2 protein-coding genes are annotated in these 3070 nt (G+C 43.9%); one reads left to right on the forward strand and one right to left on the reverse strand.

Annotated features, from left to right (window positions below):
* A partial coding sequence (locus VB775_RS10150) for a helix-turn-helix domain-containing protein (RefSeq protein WP_323216762.1) occupies positions 1–782 on the reverse strand: 782 nt, incomplete at its 3' end.
* Between the two features lie 279 nt (positions 783–1061).
* On the opposite strand from VB775_RS10150, the gene VB775_RS10155 reads away from it, so the two are divergent.
* On the forward strand, positions 1062–3070 hold a 2009-nt coding region (locus VB775_RS10155; RefSeq protein WP_323216763.1), incomplete at its 3' end, for a plasmid replication protein, CyRepA1 family.

A 3070-nucleotide genomic window follows, 5' to 3' on the forward strand; every position in this document is an offset into this window, starting at 1 on the left:
TTACCTGACAGGTCAAATAGCTTACCCACTTCCTCAAAGTCTAACCCGCCTTCATTTACCAGTTGCCAATATTCTTTGGCACGGTTGTAGTTTTTGAGGCGCTTGAGCTTTTGGTTATCTTCACGTCTCTGCCTGATTCGCATCAAGATCTGGCGGCGTTCTTTTTGCTTTGGCGTAAGCTTTGGTGTGGGTAAGCCTGCTATGCCTCCCAATTTGTGTTTTAGCTTAAAGGTGGGACGATTTTTAGAGTCTACGCTTTGCCTGATTGGGTAGCCATTGCGCTTTAGTTCCCGCAGGATAATCGGGTGGGATACTCCAAATAGTTCTGCGGTTTCTCTTAGGCTTAGGTGGTGATCGTTATAGGCTTTGTGATACTGGGCGGCGCGATTGGCGGAGGTGACTAAATCTATCCCTCGGCGGATGGGGATGCTATGCTTTTCTAGGACTTGGTTGAGAGTCCTAGCTGAGATATTGAGCTTCTGGACTACGGCTGTCCTCGTTACTCCTGTTTGGTATAAGGCGATCGCCTGTTCTTCTTTTGACATCCTTGTATGGCTCAGACGAGCGTGCTTTGGTCTAAATTCACTAAACCCTGATGCGACCATCGCGTTATATACCGTCGAAACTGATACCTGATAGTGTTTTGCTATGTCTCGAATCGGGTAGTTTGATTCTTTGTACAGCCGAATATACTCAGATACATCGGGCATAACTCTAGGAGCCTTCACCTTTGAAGTCTTTGTTTTTAGGCTTTTCTCCTTGTCTGCTTTTTGCTTTTTCATGAACTAGCTCCCAATATTCAAGTGCGTTTTTGATGGTTTACGATATCTGTATGTCGAAAATATATATAAAAGGGTAGAGTTTGGTAAAAGTATTCCCAATAATTAGGTTTTTCTACTATGCTTTATTAAATTAATTTCTCCTGAAACAACACAGATCCTCACCTACATTTTGAAATTATCCTCCTATCGGATGTTGCAACCGAGCATATTTCTTGTGTCATAAAACGTTAAATTTAATGTTTTGTACCAAAATCGTAGTTTTTTTATTTAATATTAAAGATGAAATCAACAACTTTAGATCTACGTTCTTTCTCGGATTTAGTTTGCCGTGAATGGATTGATGGCAGTGCGATCGAGCCTGAACTTTTTACTTATAATGTAGAAATTATAGCAGATGAAATTATTGAAAGTGGGGGTGAAGTCAGCTACCCAATTCATGAGGCTCTGAATTGGAATCCTGCTAAGTGGCGTACTGTCTGGCAATCTGGGAAACAACAGCGTCCAGAGCTGTTTGGAGCGCTCATTCATTCTTGGAATCCCATTCTCGAAAAGCCTGAAGTGTTCCAAGTCAAGCTTAGCAACCCTCTAATCGATCACAAAAAGGGGAAACCCCGTAAGTATGAGAATCCTGCTAAACGCGGACAGGTTGGTGGTTTTGCTTTAGTTCCTCAATCAATTTGGCAAAAGGTAGCCGATCGCTATGGGCTTGAGGTTGATTTCGCGGATTTACCTGATGCTGTTAATTTTTGGGCTTGGGTAGCTGCCCATCCTGAAATTCCGATCTTCATCTGTGAGGGTATGAAAAAGGCTTGCTGCTTGTTATCTCAGGGTTATGTGGCGATCGCTTTAAGTGGGATTACGATGGGACGGATACAGGGGGCAGATGGCAAGTTAGCTTTGCAACCCTATCTGGCTATGTTTGCTACTCCCAAGCGTCAGGTCTGCTTCTGCTTTGATGCCGAAACTAAGGAAAAAACTAAGCATGATGTTTTTCTTGCTACGGTCAAAACGGGCAAGCTATTTGCGGATGCGGATTGTCTCGTTAAAGTACTTGAGATTCCTTTGCTGGAAGGTACTGATAAAACTGGGGTTGATGATTTTATCGTTGAACGCGGTATTGATGCTTTTCATCAGGTCTACTTGGCGGCGATCTCCCTTAATACCTATGCTTGGGAACATCAACAAGATAGCCAGCTTACGTTTAAGCCTTCTAGAAATTTATCCATGGACGTTTTATTTCAATTAGATCGATATGAAATCCCCGATTACATTCCCAAGACTGGGATTGTGGCGCTGCAATCGGCTAAGGGGACTGGTAAGACTAAGGCGATTGCGGCGATCGTTGCGGGGACAGATAAATTGGCTTTGCTCGGTCATCGGGTCAGTTTGGTTCGCAATCTCTGTAAGGTGATGAATGCGGATTTCAAAGGCGATCTCGATATGGCTGATGGCCAGTTTATTACGGATTCGGCTTATTCTGCTCGTGTTGGAGCCTGCGTCGATAGCTTACTTGCTTTCGATCCCCGTCAATTTGTGGATTGCGATCTCGTCATTGATGAGGTGGAGCAAGTACTCAAACATTTGATTTCAGGTTCGACCTGTAATAAAGATGGCAAACGTTCTGCTCTGCTTGCCCGTTTGCATATTTTAGTAAAAGTCGCCAGACGGGTAATTGTCGCTGACGCGGATCTCTCAGATATTAGTTTGAACTATCTCCAAGCTTTGCGTGGTGATGGTTCTGATGTCTTTTTGATTAAGAATGAATTTCAACCCGAAGGCTATCCTACTCGATTCATTGTGGCAAATAACGATGTGCCGATTATTCAGGAATTACTAGCAGATGTGACCAAAGGTCATCGGGTTTTTGTGGCGACGGATAGCAAGTCTAGTAGTAAGGCGATCGCTAAGTTGGTTGAGAAAATTAGGGCGATTCGTCCCAAGATTAGAGTCTTGCTTTTTAATTCTGATACCAGTGGCGGTCGGCACGAAACAGATTTTATGAGCAATATCAATAAGCGGGTATTCAACTACGATGTGATCATTGCCACGCCTTCGATGAGTACGGGTGTTTCGATTGAGGTCAAGCGCTTTCATAAGGTCTATGGTTTGTTCTATGGTACGGTCACGGATGCAGATGCAAGTCAGGCTTTGTCGCGGGTCAGAGATAATGTCCCCCGCACGGTTTGGTGTGCCGAACGTGGGATTAATTTCTGCAAAATTGATCGCTCTTCTTCGCCGATTCATCTCAAAAACACTCTCAGGAATCGCTGGGATCGCGAGGTTAGTCT

Origin of the sequence: Pseudanabaena sp. CCNP1317 (assembly GCF_034931345.1) — a bacterium.
GTDB classification, from domain to species: Bacteria; Cyanobacteriota; Cyanobacteriia; order Pseudanabaenales; family Pseudanabaenaceae; genus Pseudanabaena; species Pseudanabaena galeata.